A 17,927-nucleotide genomic window follows, 5' to 3' on the forward strand; every position below is an offset into this window, starting at 1 on the left:
ACGCCATTGTGCGGAAACGCTGTCGGACGGTCGGACGACCGTCGGGACGGTCGGGGACCGTCCGGTCGGCCGGGGTCCGTGCGGACCGCCGGCCGGGGCCGTCAGACCATCAGGGAACGGTCGGTCGGGCGGATCGGGGCCGGCAGGTCGCTGGCCCCGGTCAGGAAGCGGTCGCAGCCGCGGGCGGCCGAGCGGCCCTCCGCAATCGCCCACACGATGAGCGACTGGCCGCGGCCGGCGTCACCGGCGACGAAGACACCCGGCACGTTGGTCCGGAAGTCGGCGTCGCGGGCGATGTTACCGCGCTCGTCCAGCTCCAGGCCGAACTGCTCGACCAGGCCGTTCTCCCGGTCGGTGCCGGTGAAGCCCATGGCGAGCGTCACCAGCTGAGCCGGAATCTTACGCTCCGTTCCGGGCTTCGGCGTCAGCCGCCCCTCGACGAACTCGACCTCGGTGAGGTGCAGCCACTGGACGTTGCCGTCCTCGTCGCCCTCGAAGTGGGTGGTGGAGACGGAGTAGACCCGCTCGCCGCCCTCCTCGTGCGCGGAGGTGACCTTGTAGAGCAGGGGGAAGGTCGGCCAGGGCTGGGAGGCCTTGTTCCGCTCGTCGCCGGGGCGGGGCATGATCTCCAGCTGGGTGACGGAGGCGGCGCCCTGGCGGTGGGCGGTGCCCACGCAGTCGGCGCCGGTGTCGCCGCCACCGATGACGACGACGTGCTTGCCCTCGGCGGAGAGGGGGGCCGTCACGTAGTCGCCCTCCTGCACCTTGTTGGCCAGGGGCAGGTACTCCATCGCCTGGTGGACGCCCTTGAGTTCGCGGCCGGGGACCGGGAGGTCGCGGGCGGTGGTGGCACCGGCGGCGATGACGACGGCGTCGTAGCGCTTCCTGAGGTCGGTGGCCTTCAGGTCGCGGCCGATCTCGATGCCGGTCCGGAAGCGGGTGCCCTCCGCGCGCATCTGCTCGATACGGCGGTTGATGTGCCGCTTCTCCATCTTGAACTCGGGGATGCCGTACCGCAGGAGGCCGCCGACGCGGTCGGCGCGCTCGTAGACGGCGACGGTGTGACCGGCGCGGGTGAGCTGCTGGGCGGCGGCGAGACCGGCCGGGCCGGAGCCGATGACGGCGACGGTCTTGCCGGAGAGCCGCTCGGGGGCCTGCGGGGCGACGTCGCCGCTGTCCCAGGCCTTGTCGATGATCGAGACCTCGACGTTCTTGATGGTGACGGCGGGCTGGTTGATGCCGAGCACGCACGCCGACTCGCAGGGCGCGGGGCACAGGCGGCCGGTGAACTCGGGGAAGTTGTTGGTGGCGTGCAGGCGCTCGGAGGCGGCCGTCCAGTCCTCGCGGTAGGCGAAGTCGTTCCACTCGGGGATCAGGTTCCCGAGCGGGCAGCCGTTGTGACAGAACGGGATGCCGCAGTCCATGCAGCGGCTGGCCTGCTTGCTGATGATCGGCAGCAGGGAGCCGGGGACGTAGACCTCGTTCCAGTCCTTGAGCCGGACGTCGACCGGACGGGAGGTGGCGACCTCGCGGCCGTGGTTCAGGAAGCCCTTCGGATCAGCCATGGGTCGCCGCCTCCATCATCTTCTCGGTGATCTCGGTCTGGGAGAGACCGGCTCGCTCGGCGGCGTCCTTGGCGGCGAGCACTGCCTTGTACGTGCTGGGGATGATCTTGCTGAAGCGTTCGGCGGCGGTGTCCCAGTCGGCGAGCAGCTTCTCCGCGACGGTGGAGCCGGTCTCCTCGGCGTGCCGGCGCACCACGTCGTGCAGCCAGGCCTTGTCGGTGTCGTCCAGCGGGTGGACGGCGTCGAGGTTGCCGACGTTGACGTGGTCGCGGTCGAGGTCGACGACGTAGGCGATGCCGCCGGACATGCCGGCCGCGAAGTTGCGGCCGGTCTCGCCGAGGACCACCGCGTGGCCGCCGGTCATGTACTCGCAGCCGTGGTCGCCGACGCCCTCGGAGACCACCGTGGCACCGGAGTTGCGGACGCAGAACCGCTCGCCGGTGCGGCCGCGCAGGAACAGTTCGCCGCCGGTCGCGCCGTAGGCGATGGTGTTGCCCGCGATGGTGGAGTACTCGGCGAGGTGGTCGGCCGCGCGGTCGGGGCGGACGACGATCCGGCCGCCGGAGAGGCCCTTGCCGACGTAGTCGTTGGCGTCGCCCTCCAGGCGGAGGGTGACCCCGCGCGGGAGGAAGGCGCCGAAGGACTGGCCCGCCGAGCCGGTGAAGGTGATGTCGACGGTGTCCTCGGGCAGGCCCGCGCCGCCGAACTTCTTCGTCACCTCGTGGCCGAGCATGGTGCCGACCGTGCGGTTGATGTTGCGGATGGCGACCTGGGCGCGCACGGGCGCGGCGTCGGTGGCGGAGTCCGCGGCGAGGGCGTCGGCGGCGAGCCGGATCAGCTCGTTGTCGAGCGCCTTCTCCAGGCCGTGGTCCTGGGAGATCACCTGGTGTAGGGCGGCGCCCTCGGGCAGGTCGGGCACGTGGAACAGCGGTGCCAGGTCGAGGCCCTGGGCCTTCCAGTGGTCCACCGCCCGCTGCACGTCGAGGAGTTCGGCGTGGCCGACGGCCTCCTCGACGGAGCGGAAGCCGAGTTCGGCGAGGAGTTCGCGGACCTCCTGGGCGATGAACTGGAAGAAGTTCACGACGTGGTCGGCCTGTCCGGCGAACCGCTCGCGCAGCACCGGGTTCTGGGTGGCGATGCCGACCGGGCAGGTGTCGAGGTGGCAGACGCGCATCATGACGCAGCCGGAGACGACGAGCGGCGCGGTGGCGAAGCCGAACTCCTCGGCGCCGAGGAGCGCGGCGATGACGACGTCGCGGCCGGTCTTGAGCTGGCCGTCGGTCTGGACGACGATCCGGTCGCGCAGCCCGTTGAGCAGCAGGGTCTGCTGGGTCTCGGCGAGGCCGAGTTCCCAGGGGCCGCCCGCGTGCTTGAGCGAGGTGAGCGGGGAGGCGCCGGTGCCGCCGTCGTGGCCGGAGATGAGGACGACGTCCGCGTGCGCCTTGGAGACGCCGGCCGCGACCGTGCCGACGCCGACCTCGGAGACCAGCTTCACGTGGATGCGGGCGGCCGGGTTGGCGTTCTTGAGGTCGTGGATGAGCTGGGCGAGGTCCTCGATGGAGTAGATGTCGTGGTGCGGCGGCGGGGAGATCAGGCCGACGCCGGGGGTGGAGTGGCGGGTCTTGGCGACCCACGGGTAGACCTTGTGGCCGGGGAGCTGGCCGCCCTCGCCGGGCTTGGCGCCCTGGGCCATCTTGATCTGGATGTCGTCGGCGTTGACGAGGTACTCGGAGGTGACGCCGAAGCGGCCGGAGGCGACCTGCTTGATCGCGGAGCGGCGGGCCGGGTCGTACAGGCGCTCGGGGTCCTCGCCGCCCTCGCCGGTGTTGGACTTGCCGCCGAGGCGGTTCATGGCGATGGCGAGGGTCTCGTGCGCCTCCTGCGAGATGGAGCCGTACGACATGGCGCCGGTGGAGAAGCGCTTGACGATCTCGCTGACCGGCTCGACCTCGTCGACCGGGACCGGGGTGCGGCCGTCGGCCGTGAACCCGAACAGGCCGCGCAGGGTCATGAGGCGTTCGGACTGCTCGTTGACGCGGTCGGTGTACTGCTTGAACACGTCGTAGCGGCCGGTGCGGGTGGAGTGCTGGAGGCGGAAGACCGTCTCGGGGTCGAACAGGTGGGGTTCGCCCTCGCGGCGCCACTGGTACTCGCCGCCGATCTCCAGGGCGCGGTGGGCGGGCGCGATGCCGCTGGCCGGGTACGCCTTGGCGTGGCGGGCGGCGACCTCCCGGGCGACGACGTCGATGCCGACGCCGCCGATCTTGGTGGCGGTGCCGTTGAAGTAGCGGCCGACGAAGGCCTGGTCGAGGCCGACGGCCTCGAAGACCTGGGCGCCGCGGTAGGAGGCGACGGTGGAGATGCCCATCTTGGACATGACCTTGAGGACGCCCTTGCCGAGGGCGTGGATCAGGTTGCGGATGGCCCGCTCGGTGTCGATGCCGGAGAGGAAGGTGCCCGCGCGGACCAGGTCCTCGACGGACTCCATGGCGAGGTAGGGGTTGACGGCGGCGGCGCCGTAGCCGATGAGCAGGGCGACGTGGTGGACCTCGCGGACGTCTCCGGCCTCGACGAGGAGGCCGACCTCGGTGCGCTGCTTGGTGCGGATGAGGTGGTGGTGGACGGCCGCGGTGAGCAGCAGCGACGGGATCGGGGCGTGCTCGGCGTCGGAGTGCCGGTCGGACAGGACGATGAGGCGGGCGCCGTTGCCGATGGCCTCGTCGGCCTCGGCGCAGATCTCGTCGATGCGGGCGGCGAGGGCGTCGCCGCCGCCGTGCACCCGGTAGAGACCGGAGAGGGTGGCGGCCTTGAAGCCGGGCATGTCGCCGTCGGCGTTGATGTGGATGAGCTTGGCCAGCTCGTCGTTGTCGATGACCGGGAAGGGCAGCACGACGGTGCGGCAGGAGGCGGCGCTCGGGTCGAGGAGGTTGCCCTGCGGGCCGAGGGAGGAGCGCAGCGAGGTGACGAGTTCCTCGCGGATGGCGTCCAGCGGCGGGTTGGTGACCTGGGCGAAGAGCTGGGTGAAGTAGTCGAAGAGCAGGCGCGGGCGGGCGGAGAGCGCGGCGATCGGCGAGTCGGTGCCCATGGAGCCGATCGGCTCGGCGGCCGCCTTGGCCATCGGCGCGAGGATGACGCGCAGCTCTTCCTCGGTGTAGCCGAAGGTCTGCTGGCGGCGGGTGACGGAGGCGTGCGTGTGCACGATGTGCTCGCGCTCGGGCAGGTCGCCCAGCTCGATCTCACCGGCTTCGAGCCATTCGGCGTACGGCTGCTCGGCGGCGAGGGCGGCCTTGATCTCGTCGTCCTCGATGATGCGGTGCTCGGCGGTGTCGACGAGGAACATGCGGCCGGGCTGGAGGCGGCCCTTGCGGACGACCCTCGCGGGGTCGATGTCGAGGACGCCGACCTCGGAGCCGAGGACGACGAGGCCGTCGTCGGTGACCCAGTAGCGGCCGGGGCGCAGGCCGTTGCGGTCGAGGACGGCGCCGACCTGGACGCCGTCGGTGAAGGTGACGCAGGCGGGGCCGTCCCAGGGCTCCATCATCGTGGAGTGGAACTGGTAGAACGCGCGCCGGGCGGGGTCCATGGAGGCGTGGTTCTCCCAGGCCTCCGGGATCATCATCAGCACGGAGTGCGGCAGGGACCGGCCGCCGAGGTGGAGGAGTTCGAGGACCTCGTCGAAGGACGCCGAGTCGGAGGCGTCGGGCGTACAGACCGGGAAGACGCGCTCGATGGCCCGCTCGTCGTCGCCGAAGAGGTCGGAGACGAGCTGGGACTCGCGGGCCTGCATCCAGTTGCGGTTGCCCTTGACGGTGTTGATCTCGCCGTTGTGCGCGACGAAGCGGTAGGGGTGGGCGAGCGGCCAGCTCGGGAAGGTGTTGGTGGAGAAGCGGGAGTGGACCAGGGCGACGGCCGACGCGAAGCGGCGGTCGGACAGGTCGGGGAAGAACGGCTCCAGCTGGCCGGTGGTGAGCATGCCCTTGTGGACGAGGGTGCGCGCGGAGAGCGACGGGAAGTAGACACCGGCCTCGCGTTCGGCGCGCTTGCGCAGCACGAACGCCTTGCGGTCCAGGGCGATGCCGGTGCTGGTGCCGTCGGTGACGAACAGCTCGCGGAAGGCGGGCATGGTGGAGCGGGCGGTGGCGCCGAGGAGCTGGGGGGCGACGGGGACCTCGCGCCAGCCGAGGACGGTGAGGCCCTCGTCCGCGGCGATCGTCTCGATCCGTGAGACGGCGTCCTGGAGGCCGTCCTCGGGGAGGAAGGCGATGCCGACGGCGTAGCCGCCCGCCTCGGGGAGGGCGAAGTCGGTGACCTCGCGGAAGAACGCGTCGGGGACCTGGGTGAGGATGCCCGCGCCGTCGCCGGAGTCCGGCTCGGAGCCGGTGGCGCCACGGTGTTCGAGGTTGCGCAGCACGGTCAGGGCCTGGTCGACCAGCGTGTGGCTCGCCTCACCGGTCAGGGTGGCCACGAAGCCGACGCCGCAGGCGTCGTGTTCGTCACGGGGGTCGTACATACCCTGGGCAGCAGGGCGAGCATCCATGAAGGACCAGTTCTGGCCATTCGCGGAGTGCTGGGACGGCTGGCGCGGCGTACGCATCGGCTCTCCCGTCGTCGTCTCAGGTGGCATGTCTGCTGGCGAAGGGACGACGTTGGCCCTCTGCATGAGTGCAAAATTTCGTGCAGGTTACATGATGGAGCGGTTCTCGGGAACCGGATACTCCGTTCCAACATGCGGACGCCTGGGGGGTGATGGCGAGGTGCCGCGCGGGTGGCTGAAAGGAGAGGGGGACCGGACGGGACGAGATCGATCAGACCGGTGTCCGTGGGGCCCATGGGGGCAGGGGGAGCGTCGTCACTCTTCCCGCGAGTGCGCTGCGGGCCTCATTGCCCACAGCGCTTACGGCTCATGCCCGGTGGTTAAGCGTTCGAAACCAGCGAGTAACGGTTGCGTATGCGGGGGTCCGCATAAGTAGCAGATCTCCCGCCTCGCAGCCAGCGGATCTCCCGCCTCCTCCGCACAGCCCGGAGCCGCGTCCGCTCAGCCCGGAGCCGTGCCTGACTCACCCCAGGGCCGTGCCGAACACTGTGCCGAGGGCGTACGTGACCCCGGCCGCCGCGCCGCCGAGGGCGAGCTGCCGCAGGCCGCTGTACCACCAGGTGCGGGTGGTGACGCGGGCGACGACGGCGCCGCACAGGAAGAGTCCGAGCAGGGCGAGCAGGACGGCGGGCCAGAGCGCGGTCGCGCCGAGGAGGTAGGGCGCGACGGGCAGCAGGGCGCCGAGCGCGAAGGAGCCGAAGCTGGAGACGGCGGCGACGGCGGGCGAGGGCAGGTCGGCGGGGTCGACGCCGAGTTCCTCGCGGGCGTGGATCTCCAGGGCCTGTTCGGGGTCGCGGGAGAGCTGCCGGGCGACCCGCCGGGCGAGGTCGGGGTCGACACCGCGCCCCTCGTACAGCGCGGCCAGTTCGGCCTCCTCGTCCTTGGGGTGCTTGCGCAGCTCACGGCGTTCGACGTCGAGTTCGGCCTCGACGAGTTCGCGTTGCGCGGCGACGGAGGTGTACTCCCCGGCCGCCATGGAGAAGGCCCCGGCGGCCAGCCCCGCGAGCCCGGTCAGCACGATCGTCTCCCGCCCCACGGCACCTCCGGCGACGCCGGTCATCAGCGCGAGGTTGGAGACGAGCCCGTCCATCGCCCCGAACACGGCGGGCCGCAGCCAGCCGCCGTTGACGTCCCGGTGCGTGTGGTTGTCGCGGTGCGCGTCGTGCAGCGCCGCCTCGTTGTCGATGAGTGCCATGCCTCTTTCCCTTGCCGAACGCGACGGCGGCCCTCAACCGGCGCCACCTTACTTAGACTCATTCCACTTCTATACAACACCCAGACTACGCCCGCCCATTCCCCCCGACCACCCAGCAAAGCCTCCCCTAACCTGCACTTTTACCGTCCACCGCTCATCTGATAGCCACACCCATCACTTGTCGATCGGGTGACTTGACCGGGTGACTTAAGGGCGTTCCGGGCTCAGGTCAACCGCCGAAGGTGGGACACATCCGCCGAGGGCCCCGCACCCGCGCACGGGCCCCCTGGAGGAGAGGCCCCGCATGGCATCGACCGCCCGCGTCCCCGCGCTCCCGCCGCCCTGCGCCGCCCCCGGCCTGCGGGCACGGGCCCGCGGCGCCCTGCTCGGCCTGGCCGTCGGCGACGCCCTGGGCGCGCCCGCCGAGAACCTGCGGCCCTCGGAGATCCGCGCCCGCTGGGGCCGCATCACCGGCTACGTCGTCGAGCACCCGGCCGGTACGGACGACACCGAGTACGCGATCTTCTCCGGCCTGCTGCTGGCCCGGCACGGCTCCGCGCTCACCCCCGCGCACGTGGAGGAGGCCTGGCGCCGCTGGATCGCGGACCTCGACGAGGGCCCGTTCCGCGGGGCGGGCTTCAGCGAGCGCGGCACGCTGGAGAACCTGCGCCGCGGCCTGGCCGCCCCCGTCTCCGCGCAGCACCGGCACGCGTGGAGCGACGGCCTGGCGATGCGGGCGGCGCCCTTCGGGGTGTTCGCCGCGGGCCGCCCGGCGGAGGCGGCCCGCCTGGTGGCGATCGACGGCTCGGTCAGCCACGAGGGCGAGGGCGTGTACGGCGGGCAGGCGGTCGCCGCCGGGGTGGCGGCGGCGATGGCCGGGGCACCCCCAGTCGCGGTGGTGGCCGCCGCGCTGGCCGTGATCCCGGACGACTCGTGGACGGCGCGTTCCCTGCGGCGGGCGGCGGCGGTGGCGCACCGGGGCGAACGGGTGCTGCGCTCGGCGGTCGTCGTCGGCGGCTACCCGTGGACCGACCTGGCACCCGAGGCGGTGGCCCTGGCCTTCGGCGCGTACGCGGCGGCCGACGGGGAGTTCGCCCCGGCGGTCCTCACGGCCGTGAACATGGGCCGCGACGCCGACACGACGGCGGCGGTGGCGGGCGCGCTGGCCGGGGCGACGGGCGGTGTCGAGGCGATCCCGCCCGACTGGGCGGCGGCCATCGGCCCGGCCCGCGGCACCTGCCTCCCCCCGATGGCGGGCCACCACGTCCTGAACATCGCCGACCGCCTCACCCCACCGGAGCCCCCCACCCCCACGGAGACCCCACGATGAGACCCCCGACGGCACCCCCAAAACCGACGACGCCCCCGCCCCTGACGGCCATGTCGACCCCGACGGCACTCCTGGACACCGAGGCCCCGCCGGCCCCGAAGACCCTGCTGGACGCTGCGGCCCCGCCAGTCCCAGCAACCCTGCTGGCCCCGACCACCCCCGCACCCGCACCCGCCGACGGCGAGGACCCCCCACAGGGGCCACCCGCACCCGACCCACCGTCCCGCACGGGCGGTGCGGGTGGGAACACACCGGCCGACGGCGCAGCCGAGGCCGCCCTGCCCGAGGGCGTAGCCGAGGAGACAGGCCGCCACCCCGCCCCACCCCACACCCACCGCACCCTGGGCCTCCTGCTCGGCCTCGCCGCAGGCGACGCCGCCGGCTGGCCCGCCGCCCGGCACCGCGCGTCCCGTATGCCGGAGTGGACCCGCCGCCTCACCCGCGAGCTGGACACCTTCGCGGAGCGGAGCGCGACGACCACGCTCCCGGTCCCCCTCGCCCTCAACCAGCCCCCCGCGCCGCTCCGCCTGGGCCCGTCCGACGACGCCGAGTGGGCGGCGTTCGCCGCGCAGGCCCTCCTGAGCGCGGCCGACGGCCCGGCCCCGGCGGACCCGGACCGTACCGGCCGTAGGGGCGCCGCGCCCGACGCCGCCCGCTCGACCGGCGGTCTCCCCCGCGACCGCCGTATCCGCGCGGCCGTCGACCTGACGTGGAACACGCTCGCCGCGGAGGTGGCCGCCGCCGCGGACCGCGCGCCGGAGGTCGAGTCGGCGGTGCTTCCGCTGCGCGCCCGTATCTCGGTGCGGGCCGGTCTGGGCAACCTGGCCACCGGTCTGCGCCCGCCCGCGACGGGCCACGACAACCCGCACTACTTCGACGACGCGGCCTGCGTACGGGCGTGCGTGCTGGCGGTCGCGTATCCGGGCGACCCCCGCCGCGCGGCCGACCTGGCCGAGTTCGACGCGCGGTACACGCAGGACGGCGACGGCGTGCGCGGCGCCCGCGCGATGGCGGCGGCCGTCTCCCTGGCGCTGACGGGCGCGGACGTCACCGTCTGTGTGGCGGCGGCGCTGGCCGAGCTGCCCGAGGCGACGGAGATCGGCCGCAACGCCCGTCACGCCCTGGCGCTGGCCCGTACGGCGGGGAGCGCCTTCGCCCTGGTGCCGCCGCTGGAGCACCAGATCGTCGACCACGTCTACAGCTACGGCGTGGCCGCCGCGGAGACCGTCCCGGTCGCCCTGGCCCTGGCGACCGCGTCCGGCGGGCGGCTGACGGAGGCGGTACCGGCGGCGGCCTGTCTGTCGCGGGTCGCGGACTCGGCCCCCGCGCTCACGGGCGCCCTGACCGGCGCGCTGGGCGGGGGCGGCGCGGTCCCGGCGTCCTGGACGGCGGCGTGCCGCACTCTCTCCGGCTGCTCCCTGCCCCGGCTGACCGGCACGGACCTGGTGGAACTCGCCGGGCTCCTGGAAGCCGTCCACCCGGCCCCACCAGGAGGATGATGCGCGCTATGCCACCCAAAGCCCCCGAAGTGCACCAAAACCCTCCTGCCCCCATCGCCTCCCCCTCCTCCACCCCCACCCCCTCCGCAACCCTGGAGGACCGCATCACCCACGCCCTGGTCGGCGCGGCCGTCGGTGACGCCCTGGGCGGGCCGGTCGAGGGCTACTCCCCCGAGCAGATCCTCGAACGGCACGGCGGCCGGATCGGCGGGATCGTCGGCCCGTGGAACGGCGACGCCTGGCGCACCGCCCGCCCGCTGGCGCCGTACCACAAGGGCGACGGGCACGTCACCGACGACACCCTCATGACGCACGCGCTGGTCCGCGTGTACACGACGGTCCGCGACCACCTCGACGCGTACGCCGTCGCCGACCACCTGGTCCCCGACCTGATGACGACGCCCCGCTGGATTCCGGAGCTGGAGACGGACGCGCTCCCCCTCCAGCGGGTCTTCCTCGCCGAGAAGTGGCTGGCCACCCGCCTGCACTACGGCCACGTCGACCCGCGCGAGGCGGGCGTCGGCAACATCGTGAACTGCGGGGCGGCCATGTACATGGCCCCGGTCGGCCTGGTGAACGCCGCCGATCCGGCGACCGCGTACGCGGAGGCGATCGACGTCGCGGGCGCCCACCAGTCCTCGTACGGGCGGGAGGCGGCCGGGGTCCTCGCGGCGGCCGTCGCCGCGGCCTGCGCGCCCGGCGCGACCCCGGACTCGGTGGTGGCGGCCTGCCTGGCGCTGGCCAAGGACGGCACCCGGGCCGCGATCGAGCGGGTCTGCGAGACGGCCGCCCGCCACACCGACGCGGAGTCCGCGCTCGGCCCGCTCCGGGAGGCGGTCGCCCCGTACGACACGGTCGGCCCGGACTACCGGCGGCCCTCGCTCGGCGCGCGCCGCCCGTCCCGGCTGCACGCCATCGAGGAACTTCCCGTCGCCCTGGGCATGGTGGTGGTCTCCGGCGGCGACCTGCGGCACGCCGTGCTGGGCGCGGTGAACTACGGCCGCGACTGCGACTCGATCGCCACCATGGCGGGCGCGATCACCGGCGCTCTCGGCTCACCCGTGCCGGACGCCTGGTCGAAGCCGGTCGCCGAGGCGAGCCGCCTGGACCTGTGGGCCCCGGCGACCGCGCTCGCGGGGGTCGCGCGGGAGGTCTTCGCCAAGGACACGGCCCGCCGCCGCGCCCGTGAAGAGGCGTTCGCCCGGCTGGGGAACGGGTGATGCTCCGGCTGACCTGGGTCCAGCCGGAGGACCTGGTGGGCCACGAGCTGGACCAGGCGGCCCTGGACGGCCGTGACCCGGCCGCCGTCGCGGCGGTCGCCGCCCGCTGGCGGGCGGCGGGCGGCCACGACGCCCCGCCCCGCGCGGGCGCCTCCCCCACCGCCGCCTCCCCCGCCCTGCGCCGCCTCGCGGAGTCCCTGCTCGACGAACTCTCCGACCTGACCGGTCCGTCGACCGCCGCCGAACCCACCGACCTGCCGGACATCGTGGCCGCCTGCCCCGACTGGCCCGCCCCCGCGCCGCGCGGGGCCTCCGTCACCCCCGCCCGTCTGGAGGCCGCCTGGCTGGGCCGCGCCGTGGGCTGCCTGCTCGGCAAACCGGTGGAGAAGCTGCCCCTGGAGGGGGTGCGGGCGCTGGCCCGCGCCACCGGCAACTGGCCTCTGGACACCTGGTTCACGGCGCGCGGCGTCCCGGCCGACCTGCTCGCCGCGTACCCGTGGAACCGCCGCTCGGCGCCCACCTCCCTCGCCGAGAACATCGACGGCATGCCCGAGGACGACGACCTCAACTACCCGCTGCTGAACCTGCTGTTGCTGCGCCGGCACGGCCACGGCTTCACCACCGCCGACGTGGCCCGGCTCTGGCTGGACGAACTCCCCGCGGGCCGCGCCTTCACCGCCGAACGCGTCGCCTACCGCAATCTCCTCGACGGCGTGGAACCGCCGCACACGGCCCGGTACCGCAACCCGTTCCGCGAGTGGATCGGCGCGCTGATCCGGGCCGACCTGCACGGCTGGACCCGTCCGGGCGACCCGGCCGCCGCGGCGGCGCAGGCCCACCGGGACGCCGTCCTCACCCACACCGGCAACGGCGTCTACGCGGCGATGTTCACCGCGGCCGCCGTCGCCGTCGCGGCAGGCGGCACCCACGACGTGCACGCCTGCCTGCGCACCGGCCTCCGCGTCGTCCCGCCGCGCTCCCGCCTCGCGCGGGCCGTCACCGACGCGATCGAACTGGCCGCCGCCGAGCCCGACTTCGACACGGTCGTGGACCGGCTGCACGCCCGCCACGGCGCCACCCACCACTGGGTCCACGCGATCCCCAACACCGCCCTGACCGCCGCCGCGCTCACCCACGCCGACGGCGACTTCACCGGCTCGATCACCCGCGCCGTGTCCGGCGGCTGGGACACCGACTCCAACGGCGCCACGGCGGGCGGCCTCGCGGGCCTGCTCGCCGGGGACCCCGCCGCCCTCCCGGACCGCTGGACGGCGCCCCTCAGGAACCGGCTCGCCAGCTCCGTCGCCGACTTCGACGGCATCGGCTTCGACACCCTCGCCCACCTCACCCACCGGCTCACCGAACCCCTCCCGCCCCACCGGCGCACCGAACCCCACCTGCGCACCGAGCCCCGCACCGCCCCCGCCCGCTCCACCCCGCCCCGTCCCACCTCTCGGGAGGCATCCCGCCCATGACCGACATCGTCGTGCTCGGCAGCACGAACATGGACCTCGTCGCGTACGTCGCGCGGGCCCCGCGACGCGGGGAGACCGTCACCGGCCGGGAGTTCCGTACGATCCCCGGCGGCAAGGGCGCCAACCAGGCCACCGCCGCCGCGCACGCGGGCGGCGTCGTCTCGCTGATCGGCGCGGTCGGCCACGACTCCTTCGGCGCCCGGCTGCGTTCCACCCTGGAGCACGCCGGGGTCAACACCGACCACCTGCGCACCGTGGAGTTCCCCTCCGGCACCGCGCACATCGTCGTGGACGACGAGGGCGGCAACGCGATCGTCGTCGTCCCCGGCGCCAACGGCACCGTCGACCACCTCGCCCCCGGCGACGAGGCCCTGATCGCCTCCGCCTCCGCGCTGCTGCTCCAGCTGGAGATCCCGCTGCCCGCCGTGGTCGCGGGCGCGCGGGCGGCCCGCGACCACGGCGTCCGGACGATCCTCACCCCGTCCCCGGCCCAGCCCCTGCCGCCCGAACTGCTCGCCGCCACCGATCTGTTGGTGCCCAACGAGCACGAGGCGGCGGCCCTCACCGGCCGTGCCGACCCGCGCGAGGCGGCGACCGCCCTCCTCGACGCCGTCCCGGAGGTCGTCGTCACCCTCGGCGCCTCCGGCAGCCTGTACGCGGCGCGGGGCGCCGAGCCGTTCACCGTCCCGGCGCCCCGCGTGACGGCGGTGGACTCGACGGGCGCGGGCGACACCTTCGTCGGGGCGCTGGCCGTGGCCCTCGGCGAGAACCGGCCCGTACGGGACGCCCTGACCTGGGCGGCCGCCGCGGCGGCCCTCTCGGTGCAGCGGGCGGGCGCCTCCGCGTCGATGCCGTACCGCGCCGAGATCGACGCGCAGGTCTCCGCATGACCGCCCCCCGCCCGCCCCGCGCCCCGCAGTCCGCCCCCGGCACCCCGCCGCCGCCCGCGCCGCCCCTCACCGGGCTGCGCGTCCTCGACCTCGCCACCCTCTTCGCGGGACCGCTCGCCGCCACCCTGCTCGGCGACTTCGGCGCCGACGTCGTCAAGATCGAGCACCCGCGCAAGCCCGACCCGTCGCGCGGGCACGGCCCGGCCAAGGACGGCGTCGGCCTGTGGTGGAAGATCCTCGGCCGCAACAAGCGGACCATGACCCTCGACCTGTCCCGGCCCGGCGGACGCGCCACCCTGCTGAGGCTCGCCGCCGACGCCGACGTGATCATCGAGAACTTCCGCCCCGGCACCCTGGAGAAGTGGGACCTCGGCTGGCCGGAACTCTCGGCCGTCAACCCCCGGCTGGTGCTCACCCGCGTCACCGGCTTCGGCCAGTTCGGGCCCTCGGCCCACCGGCCCGGCTTCGGTACCCTCGCCGAGGCGCTGAGCGGCTTCGCCGCCATCACCGGCGAACCGGACGCGCCCCCGGTCCTGCCGCCGTTCGGCCTCGCCGACAACATCACCGCGCTGGCCACCGCGTACGCCGTGCTCACCGCGCTCGCCGCCCGGGACCGCACCGGCCAGGGCCAGGTCGTGGACATGGCGATCATCGAGCCGATCCTGACGGTCCTCGGCCCCCACCCCCTCTGGTACGACCAGCTCGGCTACGTCCAGGAACGCACCGGCAACCGCTCCACCAACAACGCCCCGCGCAACACCTACCGCACGGCCGACGGCACCTGGGTCGCCGTCTCCACCTCGGCCCAGTCCGTCGCGGAACGCGTCCTGCGGCTGGTCGGCCGCCCCGACCTGGTCGCCCACGACTGGTTCGGCTCCGGCGCCGGGCGGGCCGCGCACGCCGACGAGCTGGACGCGGCCGTCGGCGGCTGGATCGCGGAGCGGTCGCGCGCCGACGTGCTCGCCGCGTTCGACAAGGCCGAGGCCGCCGTCGCCCCGGTCCAGGACGTCCGGGACGTACTGGCCGACCCGCAGTACCAGGCCCTGGACACCCTCACCACGGTCGACGACCCCGAACTCGGCCCGATCCGCATGCAGAACGTCCTCTTCCGGCTCTCCGCGACGCCCGGCGCGATCCGCTGGGCCGGCCGCCCGCACGGCGCCGACACCGACGCCGTCCTCGCCGAACTCGGCCTCACCGCGGCCGAGGTGGCCGCCCTGCGCACGGAGGGCGCCCTGTGACCGTCCCCCTGACCTGGCTCTACGTCCCCGGCGACCGGCCCCACGTGGTGACCAAGGCCCTCGCCTCCGGGGCGGACGTCGTCGTGATCGACCTGGAGGACGCGGTCGCCCCGGACCGTAAGGAGTACGCCCGCGCCGCCACCGCCGAACGGCTCGCCGAGGAGCAGCCGGTGCCGGTGCACGTCCGGGTCAACGCCCTCGACGGCCCGGCGGCCCCCGCCGACCTGCGGGCCGTGGGCGCCCTGCCCGGCGTCTCCGGGCTCCGCCTGCCGAAGGTGACCTCGCCCGGCCAGGTCACCCGGATCGCGGACCGCACCCCGCGCCCGCTGTACGCCCTGCTGGAGACGGCCCTCGGCGTCGAGCACGCCTACGCCATCGCCGCCGCCCACCCCTCCCTGCGCGGTGTCTCCCTGGGCGAGTCGGACCTCCGCGCCGACCTGGGCGTACGGGAGGAGGCGGGCCTGGACTGGTGCCGCTCGCGGGTGGTGGTCGCCGCGCGGGCCGCGGGGCTCGCGCCGCCGCCGCAGTCGGTGCACCCGGACACCCGTGACCTGGAGGGCCTCGCCGCGTCCTGCGCGCGGGGCCGGGCGCTCGGCTTCCTCGGCCGCTCGGCGATCCACCCCCGCCAGCTGCCGATCATCGAGCGGGCCTACCTGCCGACCCAGCGGGAGATCGAGGAGGCCGAGACGATCGTGAAGGCCGCCGCCGCCGAACCCGGCGCGCAGGCCCTGCCCGACGGCCGCTTCATCGACGCGGCCGTGGTGGCGGCGGCCCAGCGGACCCTGTCCCTCGGCCGCCGCGCCTGACCGGCCCGCGCGCGGACGACGGCGAGGGGCGCCCGGATCACCGGGCGCCCCTCGCTGCGCGGAACCTGCCTGCCGTACGGGTACGGGACCCGGCGTCAGCCCTGCGTGGCCTTGTCGTCGACGGCCCCGGCCGCGTCCTTCTCGGGCTCGGCCTTCGCGGCGGGCTCGGCCTTCCCCGCGTCGGCCTTCTTCGCGTCGGCCTTCTCCGCCTCGACCTTGTCGGACTTGGCGAGGTCCGGCTTGCCGCCCTCGGCCTTGTCCTCGCTCTGGTCCTTGGTCTTGTCCTCGGTCTTGTCCTTGCGCTCGGCCGCGTCCTTCGCCTCGGTGTCGGCCGCACCGGCACCACCGGCCCCCTCCGCGGCGTCGGCGTCCTCGACGGCGGCGGGTTCCACCACGGCCTCCCGGCCGGGCCGCTTCTTCGCGGAGATCACCAAGTAGGCCACCGCGAGGAGGAACACGAGCAGCGCGGTCCAGTTGTTGAGCCGCAGTCCGAGGATGTGGTGGGCGTCGTCGACGCGCAGGTACTCGATCCAGAAGCGGCCCGCGCAGTAGGCGGCGACGTAGAGCGCGAAGGCCCGTCCGTGGCCGAGGCGGAAGCGGCGGTCGGCCCAGATCACCAGGAACGCGACGCCGATGCACCACAGCGACTCGTAGAGGAACGTCGGCTGGTAGTAGCCGGGCACGCGGCCGTCGGCGGAGGAGGTGATGTGCAGCGCCCACGGCAGGTCGCTCGCCTTGCCGTACAGCTCCTGGTTGAACCAGTTGCCCCAGCGGCCGATGCCCTGCGCGAGGGCGATGCCCGGCGCGACGGCGTCGGCCCAGGCGGGCAGCGGGATGCCCCGGCGGCGGCAGCCGATCCAGGCACCGAGCGCGCCGAGCGCGATCGCGCCCCAGATGCCGAGGCCGCCCTCCCAGATCTTGAAGGCGTCCACCCAGTCACGGCCCTCGCTGAAGTACAGCTCGTAGTCCGTGATCACGTGGTAGAGGCGTCCGCCGATCAGGCCGAACGGGACGGCCCAGACAGCGATGTCCGCGACCGTGCCCGCCCGTCCGCCCCGGGCGATCCAGCGCCGGTTGCCGAGCCAGACGGCGACGAAGACGCCGATGATGATGCAGAACGCGTAGCCGCGCAGCGGAATGGGGCCGAGGTGGATCACCCCGCGCGACGGGCTGGGAATGTAGGCAAGTTCCATGGCAGGGTCGACGCTACCGTGCCGGGCCGGGCCCGTGGCGGGCGGCCCGGCAACGGCTCCATAACGGGCCGGTGCGGCACCGGACGACCGGCGCCCACGGACCCGGCCTACCCCTGGTCGGCCTCCTCCACCATCTGCTTCAGCTTCTGCGGGGTCATCGTCTGGTCCGCGTAGATGTTCTTGCCGTTGAACAGGACGGTCGGGGTGCCGGTGAAGCCGCCGGTGCGGAAGGCCTCGTTGGACTTGGCGACCCAGCTGTCGTGGGTGCCGTCCTCGACGCAGGTGCGGAAGGCGGGGGTGTCGAGGCCGTCGACCTTCTTCGCCAGGTCGAAGAGCTCGGCGTTCTCCGCGAACGCGTCGTCGGTCTCCTCGGGCTGGTTCTGGTAGAGGACGTCGTGGTACTCCGGGAACTTGCCCACGTCCTGGGCGCAGGCCGCCGCGTTCGCCGCCTTGCGGGAGCCGGAACCGCCCATGTTGCCGTCGATGATCGTGGCGAGGTGGTAGTCGACCTTGAGCTTCCCGGCGGCGGTCAGCTCGTGGATCGTCGAGCGGTACGCGTCCTCGAAGCCCTTGCAGGCGGGGCAGCGGAAGTCCTCCCACACGGTGAGCGTGGACTTCGCGCCCTCCTCGCCGACCGGGATCGCGAGGGCGTCCTTGCCCTGCGCGCCGGAGGGCGCGACGACCGGGCCCGCGTCCTTGGCGCTGTCGTCCTTGCCGGAGTTCGCGGCGACGACGCCGATGACCGCCGCGAGGCCCAGCACGCCCACCACGCTCGCGGCGACGATCAGGGTGCGGCGCCGCCGCTCCCCCGCCTTCTGCTTCTCCCGCTCGACCGCCAGCCGCTCCCGGGCGGTGCGCTTCCCATCACGATTCTTCTCGCTCACACCCCGGAAACGAACCGGGGAGGCGCCCAGCGCCT

General features: G+C 74.1%; 12 protein-coding genes. 7 read left to right on the forward strand and 5 right to left on the reverse strand.

The genetic code is table 11. The annotated features are described in order from the left end of the window. Nucleotides 1–101 precede the first annotated feature (101 nt). From ACIQPQ_RS30125 to ACIQPQ_RS30135, 3 genes are all read right to left on the reverse strand, one after another. Nucleotides 102–1,565 carry a glutamate synthase subunit beta gene (locus ACIQPQ_RS30125; protein WP_401309923.1) on the reverse strand — a complete coding sequence of 488 codons (1,464 nt, stop codon included), beginning with the start codon at nt 1,563–1,565 and terminating at the stop codon, nt 102–104. Next, entirely contained in the window at nt 1,558–6,159 is a 4,602-nt protein-coding gene (gene gltB / locus ACIQPQ_RS30130) for a glutamate synthase large subunit (RefSeq protein ID WP_401309926.1), read from the reverse strand. The genes ACIQPQ_RS30125 and gltB overlap by 8 nt, the downstream gene beginning before the upstream one ends. 463 nt (nt 6,160–6,622) lie before the next feature. Continuing rightward, complete coding sequence (locus ACIQPQ_RS30135; protein WP_401309929.1) at nt 6,623–7,354, reverse strand: VIT1/CCC1 transporter family protein; 732 nt, start codon at nt 7,352–7,354, stop codon at nt 6,623–6,625. A gap of 304 nt (nt 7,355–7,658) precedes the next feature. Here ACIQPQ_RS30135 and ACIQPQ_RS30140 point away from each other — a divergent pair, with 304 nt between their 5' ends. The 7 genes from ACIQPQ_RS30140 to ACIQPQ_RS30170 are packed head-to-tail and all read left to right on the forward strand — an operon-like array spanning nt 7,659 to nt 15,815. Continuing rightward, the gene (locus ACIQPQ_RS30140) at nt 7,659–8,684 is read left to right on the forward strand and encodes an ADP-ribosylglycohydrolase family protein (protein ID WP_401309931.1); all 1,026 of its coding nucleotides are present in this window, start codon (nt 7,659–7,661) and stop codon (nt 8,682–8,684) included. A 50-nt stretch (nt 8,685–8,734) separates the two neighbouring features. Then, nucleotides 8,735–10,183, forward strand: a complete 1,449-nt coding sequence (locus ACIQPQ_RS30145) for an ADP-ribosylglycohydrolase family protein (RefSeq protein ID WP_401309934.1) — start codon at nt 8,735–8,737, stop codon at nt 10,181–10,183. Between the two features lie 8 nt (nt 10,184–10,191). After that, the gene (locus tag ACIQPQ_RS30150) at nt 10,192–11,403 is read left to right on the forward strand and encodes an ADP-ribosylglycohydrolase family protein (protein WP_401309937.1); all 1,212 of its coding nucleotides are present in this window, start codon (nt 10,192–10,194) and stop codon (nt 11,401–11,403) included. Next, nucleotides 11,403–12,878 (forward strand): ADP-ribosylglycohydrolase family protein, encoded by a 1,476-nt coding sequence (locus ACIQPQ_RS30155; RefSeq protein ID WP_401309939.1) that lies wholly within the window; start codon nt 11,403–11,405, stop codon nt 12,876–12,878. Before ACIQPQ_RS30150 ends, ACIQPQ_RS30155 begins: the two co-directional genes overlap by 1 nt. After that, on the forward strand, nt 12,875–13,768 hold the full coding sequence (rbsK, locus tag ACIQPQ_RS30160) for a ribokinase (RefSeq protein ID WP_401309942.1): 894 nt from the start codon (nt 12,875–12,877) through the stop codon (nt 13,766–13,768). The genes ACIQPQ_RS30155 and rbsK overlap by 4 nt, the downstream gene beginning before the upstream one ends. Continuing rightward, a complete protein-coding gene (locus ACIQPQ_RS30165; RefSeq protein ID WP_401309944.1) occupies nt 13,765–15,009 on the forward strand; it encodes a CaiB/BaiF CoA transferase family protein in 1,245 nt (414 codons plus the stop codon). Before rbsK ends, ACIQPQ_RS30165 begins: the two co-directional genes overlap by 4 nt. Next, nucleotides 15,006–15,815, forward strand: coding sequence for an HpcH/HpaI aldolase/citrate lyase family protein (locus ACIQPQ_RS30170; RefSeq protein WP_401309946.1), 810 nt, complete (start codon nt 15,006–15,008; stop codon nt 15,813–15,815). Before ACIQPQ_RS30165 ends, ACIQPQ_RS30170 begins: the two co-directional genes overlap by 4 nt. 95 nt (nt 15,816–15,910) lie before the next feature. Here the strand turns inward: ACIQPQ_RS30170 and lgt are convergent, their stop codons facing one another. Then, nucleotides 15,911–17,008: a prolipoprotein diacylglyceryl transferase gene (gene lgt / locus ACIQPQ_RS30175; RefSeq protein WP_401309949.1), complete on the reverse strand. Its 1,098-nt coding sequence runs from the start codon at nt 17,006–17,008 to the stop codon at nt 15,911–15,913. Nucleotides 17,009–17,115: 107 nt separating this feature from the next. Further along, nucleotides 17,116–17,892, reverse strand: coding sequence for a thioredoxin domain-containing protein (locus tag ACIQPQ_RS30180; RefSeq protein ID WP_401309952.1), 777 nt, complete (start codon nt 17,890–17,892; stop codon nt 17,116–17,118). Between the last annotated feature and the right edge of the window lie 35 nt (nt 17,893–17,927).

It is taken from the genome of Streptomyces sp. NPDC091281 (genome assembly GCF_044757425.1).
Taxonomy (GTDB): domain Bacteria; phylum Actinomycetota; class Actinomycetes; order Streptomycetales; family Streptomycetaceae; genus Streptomyces.

Coding starts and splice junctions, on each gene's coding strand:
- ACIQPQ_RS30125 (WP_401309923.1), bottom strand. CDS start 1,565: ATGGCTGATCCGAAGGGCTTCCTGAACCACGGCCGCGAGGTCGCCACC.
- gltB (WP_401309926.1), bottom strand. CDS start 6,159: ATGCGTACGCCGCGCCAGCCGTCCCAGCACTCCGCGAATGGCCAGAAC.
- ACIQPQ_RS30135 (WP_401309929.1), bottom strand. CDS start 7,354: ATGGCACTCATCGACAACGAGGCGGCGCTGCACGACGCGCACCGCGAC.
- ACIQPQ_RS30140 (WP_401309931.1), top strand. CDS start 7,659: ATGGCATCGACCGCCCGCGTCCCCGCGCTCCCGCCGCCCTGCGCCGCC.
- ACIQPQ_RS30145 (WP_401309934.1), top strand. CDS start 8,735: ATGTCGACCCCGACGGCACTCCTGGACACCGAGGCCCCGCCGGCCCCG.
- ACIQPQ_RS30150 (WP_401309937.1), top strand. CDS start 10,192: ATGCCACCCAAAGCCCCCGAAGTGCACCAAAACCCTCCTGCCCCCATC.
- ACIQPQ_RS30155 (WP_401309939.1), top strand. CDS start 11,403: ATGCTCCGGCTGACCTGGGTCCAGCCGGAGGACCTGGTGGGCCACGAG.
- rbsK (WP_401309942.1), top strand. CDS start 12,875: ATGACCGACATCGTCGTGCTCGGCAGCACGAACATGGACCTCGTCGCG.
- ACIQPQ_RS30165 (WP_401309944.1), top strand. CDS start 13,765: ATGACCGCCCCCCGCCCGCCCCGCGCCCCGCAGTCCGCCCCCGGCACC.
- lgt (WP_401309949.1), bottom strand. CDS start 17,008: ATGGAACTTGCCTACATTCCCAGCCCGTCGCGCGGGGTGATCCACCTC.